At 50.3% G+C, this 13,983-nt stretch carries 14 protein-coding genes; 1 reads left to right on the forward strand and 13 read right to left on the reverse strand.

The window, feature by feature from the left end:
• Positions 1-176: 176 nt before the first annotated feature.
• Both JE47_RS0110295 and JE47_RS20510 read right to left on the reverse strand, forming a co-directional pair.
• A complete protein-coding gene (locus JE47_RS0110295; protein ID WP_201771215.1) occupies positions 177-485 on the reverse strand; it encodes a nucleotidyltransferase domain-containing protein in 309 nt (102 codons plus the stop codon).
• Positions 486-561: 76 nt separating this feature from the next.
• Positions 562-885: a HEPN domain-containing protein gene (locus JE47_RS20510; protein WP_236631200.1), complete on the reverse strand. Its 324-nt coding sequence runs from the start codon at positions 883-885 to the stop codon at positions 562-564.
• 153 nt (positions 886-1,038) lie between these two features.
• Here JE47_RS20510 and JE47_RS0110305 point away from each other — a divergent pair, with 153 nt between their 5' ends.
• Positions 1,039-2,136 carry a hypothetical protein gene (locus JE47_RS0110305; RefSeq protein WP_031459675.1) on the forward strand — a complete coding sequence of 366 codons (1,098 nt, stop codon included), beginning with the start codon at positions 1,039-1,041 and terminating at the stop codon, positions 2,134-2,136.
• 26 nt (positions 2,137-2,162) lie between these two features.
• Here JE47_RS0110305 and JE47_RS0110310 read toward each other — a convergent pair whose 3' ends face one another.
• From JE47_RS0110310 to JE47_RS0110360, 11 genes are read right to left on the reverse strand one after another with little or no spacing between them, the layout of a single operon-like run.
• On the reverse strand, positions 2,163-3,359 hold the full coding sequence (locus tag JE47_RS0110310) for a glycosyltransferase family 4 protein (protein ID WP_031459676.1): 1,197 nt from the start codon (positions 3,357-3,359) through the stop codon (positions 2,163-2,165).
• Positions 3,356-4,768: an O-antigen ligase family protein gene (locus tag JE47_RS0110315; RefSeq protein WP_031459677.1), complete on the reverse strand. Its 1,413-nt coding sequence runs from the start codon at positions 4,766-4,768 to the stop codon at positions 3,356-3,358. The genes JE47_RS0110310 and JE47_RS0110315 overlap by 4 nt, the downstream gene beginning before the upstream one ends.
• Positions 4,758-6,131 carry a capsular polysaccharide export protein, LipB/KpsS family gene (locus JE47_RS0110320; protein ID WP_031459678.1) on the reverse strand — a complete coding sequence of 458 codons (1,374 nt, stop codon included), beginning with the start codon at positions 6,129-6,131 and terminating at the stop codon, positions 4,758-4,760. Before JE47_RS0110320 ends, JE47_RS0110315 begins: the two co-directional genes overlap by 11 nt.
• The gene (locus JE47_RS0110325; RefSeq protein ID WP_031459679.1) at positions 6,124-7,623 is read right to left on the reverse strand and encodes a lipopolysaccharide biosynthesis protein; all 1,500 of its coding nucleotides are present in this window, start codon (positions 7,621-7,623) and stop codon (positions 6,124-6,126) included. Before JE47_RS0110325 ends, JE47_RS0110320 begins: the two co-directional genes overlap by 8 nt.
• A 41-nt stretch (positions 7,624-7,664) precedes the next feature.
• The gene (gene pseI, locus JE47_RS0110330) at positions 7,665-8,723 is read right to left on the reverse strand and encodes a pseudaminic acid synthase (protein ID WP_031459680.1); all 1,059 of its coding nucleotides are present in this window, start codon (positions 8,721-8,723) and stop codon (positions 7,665-7,667) included.
• Positions 8,720-9,403, reverse strand: a complete 684-nt coding sequence (locus JE47_RS0110335; RefSeq protein WP_051871127.1) for an HAD family hydrolase — start codon at positions 9,401-9,403, stop codon at positions 8,720-8,722. Before JE47_RS0110335 ends, pseI begins: the two co-directional genes overlap by 4 nt.
• The gene (locus JE47_RS0110340; protein ID WP_031459682.1) at positions 9,372-10,358 is read right to left on the reverse strand and encodes an ATP-grasp domain-containing protein; all 987 of its coding nucleotides are present in this window, start codon (positions 10,356-10,358) and stop codon (positions 9,372-9,374) included. Before JE47_RS0110340 ends, JE47_RS0110335 begins: the two co-directional genes overlap by 32 nt.
• Complete coding sequence (locus tag JE47_RS0110345) at positions 10,355-11,260, reverse strand: class I SAM-dependent methyltransferase (RefSeq protein WP_031459683.1); 906 nt, start codon at positions 11,258-11,260, stop codon at positions 10,355-10,357. Before JE47_RS0110345 ends, JE47_RS0110340 begins: the two co-directional genes overlap by 4 nt.
• Positions 11,260-12,192, reverse strand: coding sequence for an NAD-dependent epimerase/dehydratase family protein (locus JE47_RS0110350; protein WP_051871128.1), 933 nt, complete (start codon positions 12,190-12,192; stop codon positions 11,260-11,262). Before JE47_RS0110350 ends, JE47_RS0110345 begins: the two co-directional genes overlap by 1 nt.
• A gap of 11 nt (positions 12,193-12,203) precedes the next feature.
• Positions 12,204-13,247, reverse strand: coding sequence for a UDP-2,4-diacetamido-2,4,6-trideoxy-beta-L-altropyranose hydrolase (pseG, locus tag JE47_RS0110355; protein ID WP_031459685.1), 1,044 nt, complete (start codon positions 13,245-13,247; stop codon positions 12,204-12,206).
• Positions 13,248-13,976: a cytidylyltransferase domain-containing protein gene (locus tag JE47_RS0110360; RefSeq protein ID WP_031459686.1), complete on the reverse strand. Its 729-nt coding sequence runs from the start codon at positions 13,974-13,976 to the stop codon at positions 13,248-13,250. It lies immediately after the preceding gene.
• Positions 13,977-13,983 lie beyond the last annotated feature (7 nt).

The following is a 13,983-nucleotide window of genomic DNA, read 5'->3' on the forward strand; positions in this document are numbered from 1 at the left end:
GTAGAGCCTATCCGAAATCTCTTGTGGTGGGAGATGAAGGTCATCGCATGTTGTCACCTTACCAGATCGGTTTGCATCACAGGGGATATTTGGTATCAGACTGATCGCACGTTGGATTGAATCCATCGACGAGTTTCACTCGTTGTAGCGTGACGACAAGTTATTCGGATAGGCGCTTAATGTTCCTCATCACCTATTCGACTGACCAACACGATGCTTCCCCGCAGCATCTGCTGCACTTCGTCTGCAACTACCTTATCGTAGAGCACCATGTCGATCCCTATGTCGAGATGGCGTGAAAAAAAGAAGAAGTATGGTTTGATCACTTCCAGCGGATTCGCAATCGGCTCATTCACTTGCAACAGCAGATCGGCATCACTCGTTCCGGTATGAGAACCGGTTGCCAGTGAGCCGATGAGGCGTACCTCTTGCAGGTGGGGGAAGATCGCCAATGCTTTCGCCGAGACCTCTCGCAATTGTCGCATCACCTCATCACGATTCAGGGAGATAGCTTTCACAGAACTGTATGACTCGATCCGCCGCATAGAGACCTTCTCTCGCCTATCGTTCGGTAAAGTAGTCAGCCGGTTTCCCCGCCGCAAAACCGTTTGGGTAGCGCGGTGGAATGTAATACATATCCAGCAGACGGACGCTATCTAACACTTCCTCGGGTATTTCCAGGTCTTGTCTCAAGCGTTTGAGCATTTCGGTAAGGGAGTGCCCCCACAGGGTTATTCCTCTAACGAGACCTAATGCCTTGATTACCTTCTCAGACGATTGTTGCAACGTAAAGCAGGCCCATTCGTAGTACCCGTATTGAATGTCTAAGAGGGCGCGCGTGTAGTCTCGCTTCCCTTGCTCGTACCAGTCTTTCCAGCGATTCATCAACGACCATTCCTACATTCGGTCTTCCGCAATTAACGGTACAATGACCACAATAGGTAGGTGTCCGCAAAACCGTGACAGGGGCTGAAAGTTGAACAAAACTGGCGGGGTCCATAGCATATCCTTATCTATTGACAACCGAGGAGGAATGCTATGGACCCCACCCAGGTATTTTGCCCCAATGAGGCCTGCCCGGCAAGAGGACAGGGAGGGAAAGGGAACATCAAGGTGCACAGCCGGAAGGAAGCCCGCTATCGATGCACGGTTTGTGAGAAGACCTTCAGCGCCCGTCGGGGGACGATGTTGTACTGGAAGAAGACACCGGTGGACAGTATCGTGCTGGTCGTCACCCTGCTGGCCCACGGCTGTCCGGTGCGTGCGATTGTGGCTGCCTTTGGCTTGAAAGCGGAGACGGTGCGCACGTGGGCGGCGGAGGCTGGTGTGCATGGTGAGCAGGTGCATCGTCATCTGGTCCTGGGGGCGTGCTTGTCCTTGCTGCACGTGCAAGCGGACGAGATGCGCGTCCGCGTGCAGAAGGGGATTGTGTGGATGGCGATGGCGCTGATGGTGAGCACCCGGCTGTGGTTGGGTGGTGTGGTCAGCGCCCATCGGGACAAGGGCCTCATTCGCCAGCTTGCCGACAGGGTGCGGGCCTGCGCCCGGCCGGGGGCTCTGCTGGTGGCCGTGGACGGACTGGCAGCCTCTGTCCATGCCTTCCGCTGCGCCTTGCTACGCAAGGCGCCCAGGAAGGGCCCCGGACGCCCTCACCTGGCGCCCTGGGAACAGGTCGTCATCGGCCAGGTGGTCAAGCAGGACAAGCGCGGTCGCATGGTGAGCGTTGTGCGCCGCCTGGTGCAGGGCGCCGAAGCGGCCCTGGATGAGCTGTTGGCCTCGTCGGGCGGGGGTCAGACCTTGAACACCGCCTCCATCGAGCGCCTGCATGCCACCTTCCGCTCCCGCCTGGCCAGCCTGGTGCGGCGTACCCGCTATGGCGCCCGGCGCCAACGCATGGTGACCCTGGGCATGGACCTGGTCGGCACGGTGTACAACTTCGGTACGCCCCACGACACCCTGACCAACGCCCAGGGCCATCGCTGCACACCGGCCATGGCCGCCGGCCTCACCCACCACGTCTGGACGGTTGCGGCATTGCTTCACTTTCATGTGCCGCCTCCACGCTGGCAGCCTCCCAAAAAACGAGGACGGCGCTCCAAAGAGCTGCAAAAGTTGATTGAACAATGGGTCTCATGATCACGGTTTCGCAGGCTCTTACCGGCTCATTTGTCTAAACTCGAGTTCGACATTCCAGAAGCGAGAGCAGTGTAGATATCGCTTGTCTCTCTAGCTATTGTGGACCATGAATACTTGGTATAAGCAACAGTTTTTGCGTTACTACCCATTCTAGAACGTTCAGATCTATCAGAACCCATCTTGATAATGGCATCTGCAAGCAATTTTGTATCTGTTGGATCATCAATTAAGTAACCAGTTTGCCCATCTTCTACGACTTCAAGTAATCCACCCACTCGTGTTGCAACCACTGGACGTCCAAACGCATATGCCGTAACCACAACTGCGCTTTGGTACACTTTCTGATACGGCAATACGACAAAATCGCATGCCATAAAATAATCAGCAATTTTTTGAAGAGGAACATATCGCGTATCAAATCGGACGAAATTATCAAGCCCTAGATCTTTAGCAATACTTGTATAGTCAATGGTATTTTCGGATCGCGGTGACCCTGCTACTATCAAAAGAAAGTTTGGCAGTTGCTTAACTACTAGGGGCAAAGATCTTAAAAGATAGTCCAACCCCTTGGCTTTTTTCAGACTGCCGAAAAAGAGCGCCACAATCCGGTCTGAGGCAATTCCCAGTCGTTGTCGAGCCTCTGCCTGAGAGGGTAACGGTTCAGCAGTATGAACATCTAGAACACCGATTGGCATATGCATAATACGTGCACCATCAATCTTAAAACGGCTTTGGAGTTCATTGGCGCTGTATTGAGAATGCACAATTAGCTGGTCGGCCATATGATAAATCCGGTTTAACGCTATTGCTAATAGTTTGCTACCAACTGACTGCTCACCAAGCAGCGTGAAACGGTCAACGTCATGCACAGTGTAGACCACTCCAATTCCTTGGCGACGTGTTAACGCAACTGATGTAACTTCAATTGTAGGAATAAAGACATCTTGAAAATGGACAACATCTGGCTGGACTTTTCGAGCCACGTTTATTGTGATAAAAGGGTTACGAAGCGCATCAAAAGCTCGGAGAACTTTGGATTGACGCCGATTCATACCCCCTAAAAGGGGAAGTATTGTATAAGGTTCTTGATTTATGTCCAATTCATAATGACGCGATGTCAGAAGCGTCAGATCTTCTACAAGGGGACGCAGTGCACGACACAAACTGGCGGTGTAATAACAGATACCGCTAAAGCCAAGTGGCTCAATCATCAGGATTTTCATACACCGCTCCTACTTCTTGACAAGAGACGACTCAACGAAAGGCTGATACCAGCTATTGCCCAATACCAACCACGCGGGAATCCATTGCTGAATTGGAATGTCAGCACGAGTGCAAGTATACCTACGCCTAGAGCAATCAAAAAGTCTCTGTAGAAGGGATCTGAGGTCAAAGTGGCATTATGCAAGATTTCTCCAGGAATAAGTATCGTTACGATAAAACCCGTTACCAATCCAAGGATACCGGCGTCAAACCACATGGTTAAATAAACATTCAATCCGACTGCAGCAAAATTCCGATAGCGCGGGTTATTCATCGGATCACTCATTACGGCCTGCAAAGTTCCAATCCCATAACCTGTCCAGGGCCGTCTATGTATTAATCTCATAATATCATTGAAGTCATCAATTCTTAGAGATGAAGCCGACTCTGAAGTATTCCCTATGTCAAGAAATCTGTTGATAAAACGGCCCAAAAGGTCAGGCATAAACAAAATGAATAGTAGGCTTAAAAGCACCAAGATCGGTCCTAGCCGAAAGGCCATCAGATTGAGTAATCCCCGAGCTCCTCGGGGACGCAGCAATAACAAAAGAGCCCCTTGAAGCAAGATTCCTACTAACAGGCCCAACCAGGCAGCCCGAGTCATACAAATGAGATTCACTACAAACATCAACAGCCACGCAGTGAGCAGAAAAGGTCTATAGCGAGCAAATCTGCGGCTATATAGAAGAGGAATGTAAATCAACAGAAAAAACATAGAAAAGGCTGCTAACCAGGCAGCCTCGACAAATGTACCTGGCGGACGCCCAGTTGGAATCATCTGGTTATCACGGTATGGTGGCAAAATGCCCCCAACTACTAGAAGCGTTTGTAAAAACCCAACCATCGTAATCATAAAACCGCTGAGTAGAAAAAAGGGGATAAATTTTTGGACACGATTGAACTTGTCCAGGTGTTGCATGAGAACATAGAGTGTTCCAACCTGCACAACAAACATTAGCCATAGTCTAATGCTATCCGATCGGGAGTACGAATATAAGATCGAAAGCCCGTTGACAAATAGATAAGCGATACAGCTCCAACCAACTCGGCTCTTTGGCACGGGGATTTTCTTTTTTAACAGTAGAGCCACGATAGCCAATAGAGCAACAATTTGATGTGGCCGTATATTTACTCCCGCCACAGGCAAATAAATCAGCTCAAACGTTGAAAGAGGGAAGATCAGATAAGGCGCAATAGGATATTGCGCCAGAAACCAGATTGCTACTACCAGGACCGGTGATGCCATCAGTGCCAGACTCACCCATTGTGCATCTGTCGGGACCAGCGCAACAACCAATGCGATTCCTATTGCGACCATTGGTGCAAAAAGATGCCATTTGAGAGATGAGATTATCGCTCTACTGGACACGATCAAGTTCCTCCAGAATTGCTTGGGCTACCTGGCTGATATTACCCTCCGAGAAATCGCGCAGAGTGTACTCACCTAAGTACGTCCTTTGCACTGCATAATGTATGAACTTTCTTACCAAGCGCTCATCAGGCCTATTACCGATGGCTTGTTTGATCACCCGAGTTAGATCGTAAAAGTTATCCACATCAAAGGTGATACCTTTACCACGATAGAAAGACGGGCCTAAAGTAATAACCGGCTTCCCCCGTACAAGGGCTTCAAAACCAACTGTAGAGTTGACAGTTATGACTGCCTCAGCAGCAGAAATCATATCTAATGCTGATACTGAAGGGGGCAACAACCTTACATTGGGAATACGTTTGATACGACGCAGTGCGCTGATGTTTATGCCACCCAGAAAATTGGGATGCTCTTTAGTATATAGCTTAAATCCAATGGGTAAAGACTCGGCAATCAATTGAACTATGAACTCCTGATTTTGGCAATGGGGGGCACGCACTCTTAACTGAAAATCCTCAGCGTCATGAAGCGGGAAAAACAGAAACCTCTCACCCAGTTGAGGCTGTTCATATAAATCCTGCGAAAGAATGTAATTAAATATTCGCCTCAAAATATAGATAGTTTTACGAAAGACCCAACGGGGCGGATAGGCATACTTGTCAGTAAAAAGGGCAAAGTACCACCGGCTAAAGAATTTACTCAAATATTCTGCCTTAATCGTTGGAGGTTGCCAACTGAAGAATCGTGGGGCTTCACTAATTAATCGGTCTATAAGTCTCTGGACTTCCATTTCTTGGCTTGGTGATAACTCAGGTAGAGATGCAAGATCAAGATTCAAAAAATTGCCATCCAAAGTCCTCACGATTACAAAACGGTGCGGTAAAGGGAAGAAATTCAGGTACAATGTTTTGATGCCACGTCGCCGCGCTGCGAAGTAGGAAGTAGTACGAATTAATTCCCCACCTATAGCGGACACCACAGCATCCACCAAATTGGCGTCAAATATAGTCTCCCATGCTTCAAAATAGTGCAACGCGCGATCAATACATTCATTCTCACTACAGTCGAATAACTCGCGATCACCATTGTAGACCTGTTTAAAAGAGAGCAGGTTGTACTTCTTCTCTGCCATCCTCGCAGCTGCTATTGGGTCCGGAATCTCATGCCAATGTGTTTCAATCCAATGCGGTATAGCAAGGATATCAATCCCTTTATCTCGCTGTAGCTCAACCGCATGACGGTTATACTGCGAAGTGAATATGGTTCGAATGCCCTTCTTGGACAGATGTTCTGCGATGTGGATATAAAACTCAATTTCACGTCTATTGTGAGCACCCACGAATAATACAGTCCTAGACATTGTGACCCTCACCCCGGTATGGTATGAGTCTTTTGATTTGCCCAACAATCCGGCCAAACACTAACATAATACACGCAACCTCAAATCGTGAGATTGCCTTACACGTATAGAGGATAAAAAAATAGATCCCGGGCATCGCAATGGCCAGTATGCATTGGAATTGCTGCAGCAGAGGTATAGTCATCCATAAAAATGTCAAAAAAACCAAAAATATACTGCTTACAAAAATTCGGTAAAACGATACGAACTTTCCGTCTATCTTAATCTCGCCTCGCACCTTCCATATCATCATAGCTAACAGCACAATCCGAGCGAATAGCAGCGCAGCAATTACACCATACACCTCCCATACCCGCCCCAATGATAGCCCAACTACCAAGGTACAAAGCAGGCCAATGACATAAATTATACCCATTTGCTGAGTTCGATTAGTGGCCATTAGGCGTTGTTCTATATTGGCAGACAAGACACGCAGTAATGGCAGAGGTGCCATAAAAGGCATAAACGCAGATGCACTAACGTAAACTTCACCAGCGAGCAATTGAATCAACTGTTCACCAACCAATAATGCTTCTAGGGTAAGCAATATTGCCAATAAGGTGGAGTATTTCACAGCCACATCAAAGTGAACGCTGCTTTGATTCCCTCCTTTCCAGTCTGCAAAGACGTACGGGCTAAGAGCCTGCGATATGCTCACCGCAACCAAATAGACCATATCAAAAATTGCATAGGCTAACGAGAATAATGCCACTTGGGTATTGTTACATACATAGGCTAATATGTACTTGCTGATTGCTAACATGCCCCATACGCTCAGGAAAAAAGGCAAGAGCGGTGCACCGTATTTTATGGAACATCGGAACCAACTTATCTCTATCGGAGCCTCTTTCAGGTGAGAAAAACCGATTCGACGAACAGCCAGGGATAGAGCAATTACTATCAGCATAACCCAACTTGCCGCTACCCAGGTTACAGTCAGGCGGGCCTTAAAAAGTAGGACCGGTGGGACCAAAATGTAGAGCCAGGCGTATCCCCGTAAGAACAACAACAAATTGTAAAAGACAACTTGCCGCTGGCCATACAAGAAATAGATCAACACGAATAATATGGCCGACAATGCTGAAGCGGTTAGAGTTAGTTCCCACTCCAACAAGCCAAATCCAAGCACGCCGCTTTTTAACAAGAGGGGTGATAGCAACGTGCCAACTAAAGTCCAGAAAAGGGACGTAATCCAAACACCGACTATAACTGATTTCAGTGCCGAGATATGCAACTCACTCGCAGCTGTCTCTTTATATACGTATTGGAAGGCTCCCAAAGAGAACAAATAGGAGAGAACCATCATGGTTGTCAGGAGCACCGATAATATGCCGTAGTCATTAATACTCAAACTGCGAGTTAGGAAAACAACCCGGAAGACACTTGTTGCTAACCCCAATCCGATAATCAATGTTGAAAGGCCTGCCTGTTTAAAAATCCTTTGACTTGCCACGCCTGATTCCCCTGATACGTAGTTGACCGTTGCACTACCCCTCATCTTGTTGCAATCAGATCCCAACTCAAAGGTGTACCCTTCTCAACATCCCTCACCGCCCGCCGACCCAAAATCTCTGGCAGATATTTCGGCGGTAATCCATACCCCGGCCGAATAGACCGCACATTTTCTTCCGTAAACAACTCCCCTGCTTTCATATCCTTCACCACAAACAACGACCTTCGGAATACCCTACTTCGAGCCTCCCGTTCGCTCACCCCATAATGCACCTTTCCCAAAGTCTTCTCTACAGTACGAATCGCCTCAACCATTGCCTTGAACTCATGCGGCTCTAGTGAGAATGCACTATCAGGGCCAGGAATGTCACGAGATAATGTGAAATGCTTCTCTACAATGCAAGCACCTAACACCACTGCTGCCACTGGCGCCGCAATACCTAGGGTATGGTCTGAAAGCCCTACTGGAACGCTGAAGGCATCCGCTAAGTGCGGAATGGTCCTCAAATTCATCTCCTCGGGTGGAGCAGGGTAGGCGCTTGTGCATTTGAGTAGGGCGATTTGAGTTGCTCCGGCACAGCGAGCAGCGTGCACTGCTTCTTCTATTTCACCCAACGTCGCCATCCCGGTGGAAATGATTAACGGCTTGCCCGTGCGTGCCATCTTCTCGATGAGAGGGATATCTACAATCTCAAAAGATGCTACCTTATGAACCGGAACTCCCATCTGTTCCAGGAAGTCCACAGCCGTGGGGTCAAAGGCTGTAGAGAAGAGGTCTATCCCGATGTCATCAGCGATTTCTTTCAATTTCGGTTGCCACTCCCAGGGCATATAGGCTTCCTGATACAACTCATATAGCGTCTTCCCCGCCCACAAACTGCCCGCCGAGTGGCGAAACAAGGGGGAATCGGAGTTTATAGTGATTGTGTCTGGCGTGTAGGTCTGGAGTTTGATGGCATCCGCCCCGGCTTCTTTTGCCGCTCGTATAAGGGCAACAGCTTGGTCAAACGACTGGTTATGGTTAGCAGAGAGTTCAGCAACAATGTACGTTGGATGTCCAGGTCCAATTATACCGTCATCAATGGCGAAAGCAGATGTCATCCTTCTTCCCTCCCGGTGATAACCTGCATGATTTCGGTAAGAGTGCTGATATGGGCATTGGCCTCACAGTCACTTTCTTCCGGTATGCCATTTCTGCACAGGTGAACGGTGAACATGCCAATAGAATTTGGTCCAGCAAAGTCCTTGGCCGGATCGTTTCCCACATACACAGCCTCGCCCGGCTGCACACCGAGCATGACCACAGCGCGCTGAAAGGCAGCAGAGCGCGGTTTCCAATACTCCTGACCCAGTTCGTCTGTATAGACCATGATGTCTACCAGGTCTTGGAGACCTAAAGCAGCTACCTTACGCTTCTGTACGACGTGCAGTCCATCGGTGATAATGCCAAGCCTAGCGCCGTATTCTCTCAGGGCCTGAAAAGTTGGCCGCACATCGGGATAGAGGGAGATCTCAGGTAAATGCGATCTATACATATTCACTAGCTCCGCCACGAGTTGGGAGCTATACAGACCATAGCGTTCCAGCACTTGATCAAAAACCTTACCTCGCCCCTCTGTCGTCAGAACCGCCATCATGGCTGAGAACGCCTCCTGTTTATCCACTCCGAATCTATCGGCAAGATGCGCAGCCACAGTCCGGAAGCCGCTAGCTACGAAGGTGCTCTCGTCGTAGAGGGTGTCGTCCAGGTCAAATAGCACCGCTTTGATGGAACCGTTCACTCTGCTTCAGCTCCTGCTCTCTAAGGAAAAGGTCCTCCGTATAACGGAGCATGTAGTACCTGTCCTCGAACTCGCCAATGCATGGTTTGACTTCTTTGCCCAGAATCAGGCGTACCAGCATACGTGGTGTAAAGGCTCCAGCAGCGAAGCCCAGGTGGGCGCCGCCTCCGTACCTGGGATTCACCTCTATGAACTTGACCCGCCCTTCGTGCCAGAAACATTGGATCGTGTTATGTCCAACAAGGCCCAAGGCCTGGGCCAGCTGTATGGCCTCTTGTATGATATCCCAGTTCTTGCATGTCCTCCCGATAAACGATTCGCCCCCAAAGACGGAAAGGCGTTCCCTGGGAACAACCGACAGAACCAGGCCAGAAAAGTCCGCGAACAAATCCACGGTGTATTCCGGGGCCTCTATGTATTCCTGGATGATCGGGTCCTTTAGGCGTAGTAACAAGTTATCCAATTCCGATGCGGTCTCGACCCGGAAAGCCCACTTGCTTCCCTTGCCAAACCTCTCTTTTACAAAAACCGGAAACTTGGGGATGCCCCTGGGTATCTCGTATGTTTTAGGAACCAGGAACCCATGCTCAAGACAAAAGTTAATGAACAAGTGCTTGTCCTGGCAAATCCTGACCACTCCTTGTTCAGGGACCATGATAGTCACGCCTACGTGCTCAAAGGACTCACGAAGCGCCGCAAAGAAGGGCAACTCCTCATCCCTGGTTGGAATCAGGAGTCGAATATCGTGCTCTTGGCAGATGTTCTGCACGGCGGTCAGAAAATCCTGATCCAGCCCAGAAGGAACAATGTACCCTTTATCCGCAAAGTACAGGGCAGCAGAACGAGGGTTCGCATCTATGGCGATAACCTGGCCCCCATCCTCCTCTGCCAAAGCTCGCTGGAAGGCCTTTATCAAGCCTACTTTACGCGAGGCGCTTGTAATCAATACGTTCATAAGTGTTCAGATGATGCAGGCCGCGCAAAAACGAGACAATCCCTGCCCAGACCGTTCTTAGCAAAGCACCTGTAAAGATTCCTGCGTACTTCCACAGGCAAGGACAATTCAAAAGCCACGCGCTTCTTGTGACACTGGCTGCCAATCTCTGGATTGCCTACATAGATATCGCCAAAAAGCAGGAACATCTCCATAGGAAAATCGCCGAACATCTCCACTATTTCGAAGTTCAGTTGCTCCAGAAAACGCACTAGCGATTCGAAGTTAAAGTAGTTGATGTGATCCGGAATAGCAATCCACCATGGTTCCAGACCCAATTTGTCGGCAGCGCACTCTTGTATTGCTGAGAAGTCGTTAGGAACTCTACAGACTAAGATGCTCTGCTTCTCCATAAGCAAGCGGATTCTTTCGAGAAGGCTTGCAGGATCAAGCACGTGCTCCAGCACGTTCAGGAATGTGACCGCATCAAATCGCCGCTTCTCCTGATCCAGGCACTGTTCCACAGAGTCATACACCAAGATCCCGAAAGAGCGGGCTATTTCTGCCGCATCTCTGGATGGTTCAATGCCTACCACATGCCAGCCTCCCTCCTGCATATATCGTCCGAAATAACCAGGACCACAGCCCACATCCAGTAGTAATCGTTCCTGCTTGTGGCTCATGTGCTGATCCAGAACATCCCGTATATCTCTCCACATAGTCTTCGACAGCCACAGCAGTTCCAACTGCGCCTCCTCGCCACCTTGCATCAGCCGTCGCAATTCAGGCGCACGGCCACCGGCTGCTAACAAATCGTAGTATTGCTCCCTATAGAAACGGTCCAGTTCCTCCGCCGTCGGTAGAGGATCCAGGCGGCGATAGCCCCATCTTGGATCTACGATAACCTTATACTGGCCTTTCATTACTTCCTCCTCTGTCTCTCGTAAGCGATGATCCGTTTGATTCCTTCCTCTATGGAGGTGCCTGGTAGCCACCCGGTTACCTGCTGAAACAACGACATATCGGCGCAACTAGCCTCTATTGGATCATCTGATCGGCGGTCTTGGACTTGGAGATTATCCAGTTCGGTTCGGAGTATAGTCACAACGTCATCTATGCTCCGGGCCACGCCTGACCCAAGGTTGATAACCCCCTGGGCTGTTTCTGATTCAGCTAGCCGCATGAGGCCCTGTGCTACATCATCCGCAAAGATGAAATCAAAGCGATTCTGCCTCCCCCACACCTCAATCGGTTCCTTTTGCAGGCCAGCACGAACCCAGCGCGAGATAACATCCCGAGAACCGCGACCATACACCCGGAAGATCCGCGCCAATACAATCCGGAATTTCCCCTCTGTCTTCCACAGAAAATCTAACTCCCTTTCCGTGAAGTATTTGGCCAAACCCACCAGATTTCGCGGCGCAATAGGATCGGTCTCCGTGAGGCAGTGAGGTTCAAGGACATTCAAATAGAGCTTCGGGTCATAGATCAGATAACTCGATGCAAAGATAAAGACCTTAAGCGATGGGCTTGGCGCTAATGCCCTCAAAAGCAGGTGAGACAATAGGACATTGTTGTCAAAACTTGTCATCCAGTAGCCTGGGGCTTCCTCAGTCCGCTCAAATGCTGCTGCCAAATGGAAAACGACCTCCGGATCAAAGGCGCAAACATCTGGTGGAACTCCTCGGGCGAGGTTAGCTTGAATGTATTCTACCCCGAAGACCCCCAACGCATCGCCAGAAGCGATGTCTACGCATAGCACCCTAGCCCCTTGAGAGATCAGGTCCCTAACGAGCACTCTGCCAATGACCCCTGCTGCCCCGGTTACGAGAACCCTTCTACCTGTCCATTCCATATTCTTCGACCTCACTCTCTCATAGAATTGATTACCCGGTCGGGGCCAAACCCGTCCACCAGAGATCGCCCTGCCCGACTCATGGCCAGACGTTGCTCCTTGCTATGAGCCAGGCCGGTCAGCACTTCACAAATCCAGCCCGGCCGAACATTGTGATACCCCCCCAGATTTACCGAAATACCAGACTGGGTAGATCGCTGCAGAAGCACCTCTTCTTGCTCTGCCCGGCTCAGCCCGATGATCGGCACACCCATGAACGCTAACTCCCATATGACGCTCCCTCCCGCCGACACAGCCACATCGGCCCAGGCCATCAGTTCGGGCATGTCCGTCACGTTGCTTTCCAGCCGAATGGGAAAACGCGAATCCTGAACAGCGGCTTGTAGTTCTTCATGATTGGGGTTGCTACCACCCACCACAACGATTGCCTCCAGGCCATCCATATCCACCTGCTGCAATGCTTGAATCACCTTGAGGGTCACATTGTCGGGGTCGCTGCCCCCCATGGTGACCAGCACCTTACGCGCCACCTCCGGTATCTCCCGCTCCCAGCCCCGCCATTTGAGAAACTCTCGTCGCAGGAGCACATAACGTGTCCCAAGCAGAAGCCTTGTGTAGGGTTCTTTACTCTTGTAAAGGCCTTCGTGTGCATGGATATTCTGATTCAAGACCAGATCTGCATAATAGTGTTCTGCATGTCCAATGTCATCAATGAACAGAAGATGCAGCCCGTGGTCTTTAATGACTCGCTGGTAGCCAGCACCAAAATGGTATCCATCTACCAAAACCCAATTAGCCCCCACCTGCCGCGCATGATTTGCCGTCTGGATTGCATCATCAGTGCTTCCCGGCTGGACGGGCAAGTGGACAACTTCCATCCCTTCCGATCGCAAGCGGGCCTCCAGCGCCGGTGTTTCCATTGCCATCAGGAAAACCACCCGGCCACCGGCATCCTGCCAGGCTTGCGCCAGGGCCAGGCAACGCATAACGTGGCCCGTACCAATCTGGGCACTGGCATCAGCACGAATAAGCAAAGGCTTCACCCGGGTTCCCATTCAAATCACTTTTTGCTGTACGTGCCGGTTAATTTCCAGCCACTCCGGGTACTCTTCCAGCACCTTGAGCACCTGGCGCCAGGAGAAGCGATCATGGTCAAAGTAGTCATATATCTGGCGCACAAAGGTGAGATCTTCGGTCGCATCCACTGTCCAGCGCATGGCGGAATAGTCCACCTGGCCGAGGACATTATGAATACGAAATCGGTCGGGATTGCGATAGATATAGGGAGTGACATGCTCACGCCAGGCTGGATTGCTGTCTTCACGCCAGGCCCGCTCCAACACATCTATGCGCATAACTTCGGTATCCAGACCCCGCGGGAATGTACGCCGGGGCCACGTGTTACTGGCATAATCCACTTCTAGCTGGCGTTCCAGAAACGCTTTCACCACCTGATCTATAACCTCCGGGTCTATCAGGGGGCAATCCGAGGTAATGCGAACGATGAGATCGGCCTGATATTCCTTGGCTGCGCGGTAGTAGCGATCAAGAACATCCTCCTCACTCCCGCGAAACCAGGACCAGTCACGGGCCTTACATAATTTGACAATCGCATCATCCAGTGCACTCGTCGTCGTTGCTATTACTACTTCCTGGAGGGTTGTCGCCCGGCAGGTACGGTTAACGACGCGTGCTAACATTGGCTCGCCAGCCAGGTCTTGCAACACTTTTCCTGGCAGCCGGGTGCTGCCCATCCGTGCTTGAATGATTGCAACGATTCTCATAATCTTT

Origin of the sequence: Chloroflexus sp. MS-G (assembly GCF_000735195.1) — a bacterium.
Taxonomy (GTDB): Bacteria; Chloroflexota; Chloroflexia; order Chloroflexales; family Chloroflexaceae; genus Chloroflexus.

Coding starts and splice junctions, on each gene's coding strand:
- JE47_RS0110295 (WP_201771215.1), bottom strand. CDS start 485: ATGCGACAATTGCGAGAGGTCTCGGCGAAAGCATTGGCGATCTTCCCC.
- JE47_RS20510 (WP_236631200.1), bottom strand. CDS start 885: ATGAATCGCTGGAAAGACTGGTACGAGCAAGGGAAGCGAGACTACACG.
- JE47_RS0110305 (WP_031459675.1), top strand. CDS start 1,039: ATGGACCCCACCCAGGTATTTTGCCCCAATGAGGCCTGCCCGGCAAGA.
- JE47_RS0110310 (WP_031459676.1), bottom strand. CDS start 3,359: ATGAAAATCCTGATGATTGAGCCACTTGGCTTTAGCGGTATCTGTTAT.
- JE47_RS0110320 (WP_031459678.1), bottom strand. CDS start 6,131: ATGTCTAGGACTGTATTATTCGTGGGTGCTCACAATAGACGTGAAATT.
- pseI (WP_031459680.1), bottom strand. CDS start 8,723: ATGACATCTGCTTTCGCCATTGATGACGGTATAATTGGACCTGGACAT.
- JE47_RS0110340 (WP_031459682.1), bottom strand. CDS start 10,358: ATGAACGTATTGATTACAAGCGCCTCGCGTAAAGTAGGCTTGATAAAG.
- JE47_RS0110345 (WP_031459683.1), bottom strand. CDS start 11,260: ATGAAAGGCCAGTATAAGGTTATCGTAGATCCAAGATGGGGCTATCGC.
- JE47_RS0110350 (WP_051871128.1), bottom strand. CDS start 12,192: ATGGAATGGACAGGTAGAAGGGTTCTCGTAACCGGGGCAGCAGGGGTC.
- pseG (WP_031459685.1), bottom strand. CDS start 13,247: ATGGGAACCCGGGTGAAGCCTTTGCTTATTCGTGCTGATGCCAGTGCC.
- JE47_RS0110360 (WP_031459686.1), bottom strand. CDS start 13,976: ATGAGAATCGTTGCAATCATTCAAGCACGGATGGGCAGCACCCGGCTG.